The sequence below is a fragment of the Pokkaliibacter plantistimulans genome (assembly GCF_003194385.1).
Taxonomy (GTDB): Bacteria; Pseudomonadota; Gammaproteobacteria; order Pseudomonadales; family Balneatricaceae; genus Pokkaliibacter; species Pokkaliibacter plantistimulans.
Map to the genome: position 1 here is coordinate 1 of NZ_LAPT01000184.1, position 2,180 is coordinate 2,180.

Consider the following 2,180-nt stretch of genomic DNA (forward strand, 5'->3'; position numbering starts at 1 on the left):
GGTTGGTCTGCTCGGCAATGCCGTTGATCACATCGATAACGGTTGCGATGCGGTCGGTATCGCCTTTCAGGCTGGCAATCGCCTGCACCGCCTGCTCGATATTGCCCGACAGACTGGCCATGGCTTTGGAGACATCGCCCACCACCCTCTGGCTGGCTTCCACCACGTTATTGCCTGCCGATGTTGCTTCACTGATACCACTCAGCTCAGCATCCACGGTGCGGGTCGAGTCATTGGTTTCCAGCAGGCAATGGTTGACGGCATCGGCCTGCTGTTTCTGCTCATGGGTAGACTGCACAAGGTGAGTGTTTACATCGGCCAGATCCTGCGAAATGGGCACCAGCCGCACCACAGATTTCAGCACCGCCGAGAAGGTGTCATCCACATGGGCGATAAAGGCATTGATACCCTGCGACAACTGGGCAATCTCGTCAGCGCCCTTGACCGGCAGACGCTGAGTCAGGTCACCCTCGCCCTGGGCAATATCGTTGACGGTGCTGATCATCAGTTTCAGCGGCCGCGTCATCACCCCGGCAAACAACCAGCCCAGCAAGGCGCCGGCCACCAGCGCACAGAGGCAGGCAATAATGGCACCGAGCAGAATGGTATGGCGCAGTGCTGCGATGGGCGCAAAAGCCTCGCTCTCATCAATTTCACTCATGATGACCCAGTTCAGCCCATTCAGGTTCAGGGGTTTGTAGGCCGACAGCACAGGAACATGGCGATAATCAGGGAAGATACTGAAACCGGCGTTGCCACCCAGCGCCTCATTGACCCCTTTGGTATCCACCGTTTGCAAGCCAATGGTGGTTTCTTTCTGGTCAATTTCATCCACCGTTGCAGAGGCGCCCCCCATTGAACGCAGGGCGTTGAGGTAGCCACTCTTGTCTTCAATCAGGAAGCGGCCATCACTACGCATCAGCTTGTCTGGCCCGACCAGATAGGTTTCGCCTGAATCGCCGAGGCCGGTGGTTTTCCACTCGTGGTTGTGGGTCATGACCGCGTTGATACGGTCAATGGGCATCTGAAAAATCAGCACCCCAATCAGGGTTTTACCATCATAGATGGGGGAGGAAACAAAGGCGGCAGGCAGGTTATACGAGGGCAGATAGGGGTTGAAATCAGTGATAAAGAACTTGTCCTTGTCGCCCAGCGCCATGGCTCCTTTGAAAGCCTCACCCAGACCGGTACTGGCATAGGGGCCGCTCTTCAGGTTGGTGGTGAAGTCCAGTTCTTTAAATACCGTGTAGACCACATCACCAGCGGGGTTGACCAGAAAAATATCGTAGTAACCAAAGTACTGCTGGTACTGATGCATGACCGGATGGTATTTGGCGTGCAGCTGGGTATAGGTATTGTCCTCAGCGGGCTTGTCCATGCCGTCTTTTTGCCCCAGAGGCGCAGGGTTATTGCTGATAAAGAGATATTGCAGTGGCACGCTTTGCTGGGCGGTCTGCTGCAATATGGCATCCGGGTTGGCACTCTTGCCTTCGTTCATGCCTTTAAATTTGGCGTCAAACTGCTGCTCATAATATTGCTTCACACTGCTGGTGCGTTTGGCCAGCTCATCAGCCGACAGCGACTTGTTGTAGTCCGTAAAAGCGGCACTCAGGTCCTTCATGGCATCGACAACCATCAGATTGCCGGACAAGGTGACAATCTGATCATCAATCTGCCTGAAGTAATTTTCGATGGACTGCGCAGTGGCATCGCGCACCGCGGTGAGCTTCTGCTGGGCGGCATCACGTAATGCCCTGGAGCCCTGATCGAGGGAAATGGTACTCAGCACAATGCTGACAATCAGGGTGGGAACAAAGGCGAGAAAGGTGCCGAGTAATCCGACTTTGCTGCGTATCGAGAGCTTCATCCAAATATTCCCCATAGTGTCCGCCTGCACTGCGGGGCGCTGGCCTGCAAATTCACGGCCAAAGCGCCACTGTTCCCGGTATTTGCCCCGTCACTCTAGCCAGAATGTTGAACAATTAAATGACCATTCATAACTATTGGATATTTTCGTCGACTATCTGGCGCTATCTGTCGTCAGACCTTGGTATCACCCACACTCAGCCCACTGGCGGTTGTCACCGTAGATCCGTTACAGCTGGAGAGGGAAAGGAAGCGATACGCGACTGCACTAGAAGGTATAGACGCCGCCCACTGGAAGCTCCACTTTTTATCAT

At 54.4% G+C, this 2,180-nt stretch carries 1 protein-coding gene; it reads right to left on the reverse strand.

Annotated elements, in window-relative coordinates; translation table 11 throughout:
- The coding region (locus WH50_RS25650) for a methyl-accepting chemotaxis protein (RefSeq protein WP_165838572.1) at positions 1 to 1,867 on the reverse strand (1,867 nt) is incomplete at its 3' end.
- Positions 1,868 to 2,180 lie beyond the last annotated feature (313 nt).